This is a genomic window from Methanothermococcus thermolithotrophicus DSM 2095, from assembly GCF_000376965.1.
Classification (GTDB): domain Archaea; phylum AGJL01; class Methanococci; order Methanococcales; family Methanococcaceae; genus Methanothermococcus; species Methanothermococcus thermolithotrophicus.
The window spans coordinates 1-1,345 of record NZ_AQXV01000002.1; the positions used below are offsets into that span (position 1 = coordinate 1).

Below are 1,345 nucleotides of genomic sequence, written 5' to 3' on the forward strand. Positions count from 1 at the left end.
AAGCACCAAAATTGCTATGGTGGATAAAATCTTGGTCTTTACAGATATATTTCTGAGCACTTTCACACCCCTCCCGATTTATTTATGTTGTATGCTATCATGTCAGTTATATGCCACACCAATACATGCCCGTATATATGTAATTATCACTAGTTTGGAACTTATAATATGGACTATAGTACGCTGATTTTCACTAATCTGGTGGCAATAGTATTTAACAAGATAAACATGGGTCGTTCTGCAATGGGATGTATGCTTCCTTAAATTTCGTTAAACTGAAATTTAACAAACATCTAAATTTATTTTAAAATTGTAACTGACATATATTACAGAACGACTATAATAATTGCCAGCTGCATTTCGGATGTACTCGCATACCGGAGGTTACCGTCTGCGGGTTAGAGCTCATTTTAGTATACTGTAACTATAATATATAATATTTTTATGTAGGTAGTTGTGTAATTAGCACTTTTAATTACGATATTGGGAAAATTAACGGATAAATAACTATAGTATTTAAATAATTTTAAGAAATGAAATGAAATCCTTTGTAAAAACAAATGTTCTTAAATTACTGTTATTTAATCTAAAAAAGAAAAGAAAGGATTAAAATTTATTGAACAAAACTCTTTCGAGTTTTGCAACATTTCCGAACGATTGAACGAAAACCTTCGTTTTCGTAGTTCTTCGAAAGTAAGGAAAACTTAATTAAGCAAAATCCTTGTGGATTTTGCAGCTCTTCGCTTCGCTTCGAAACCGAAGGTTTTAAGTCTTCCCTTTAAGGGTTTTGAAAATCTATGATTTCGCTTACGAAGTAAGCGAGTAACAAAAACCTTCGGTTTTTGTCTAATTCATAACGCTCCTTCGAGCTCCGATTAAACTTTAAATTTACTAGCTGATTCAGATACCCTATCTGAAACGTCTGCTATTTTATCAGTAGCTTTGCTTATCTCGTCCATGATTCTATTCTGTTCTTCAGCACTAGCGGTTAGTTCTTCCGCAGTAGCTGCAAATTCCTCAGATATTGAAGCAATATCTTGAACGTTTCTCAATGCCTGCTGTACGTTCTCTGATGCCCGTTTGGAGTCTTCTTTAATGGCATTTATTTTTACCATCGCTTTATCTACACTTTCTTTAATTTTCATAAACGCACTGTTTACCTCATCTATGGCTACAACTCCTTTGTCGACTTCATCTTTACCAGTTAATCCCAAATCAATGGTTTTTTCGATTCTACTTTGGATGCCTGAAATGGTTTTGGCAATATCATCCACAGATTTACCAATCTCTTCTGCCAGTGATTTAATTTCACTTGCAACAACTGCAAATCCTTTTCCAGCTTCTC

The 1,345-nt window shown here is 34.1% G+C and carries 1 protein-coding gene; it reads right to left on the reverse strand.

The features are described from left to right. Window positions 1-875 precede the first annotated feature (875 nt). Window positions 876-1,345 (reverse strand): methyl-accepting chemotaxis protein (locus F555_RS0100010; RefSeq protein WP_018153185.1); only part of this gene is annotated, 470 nt, incomplete at its 5' end.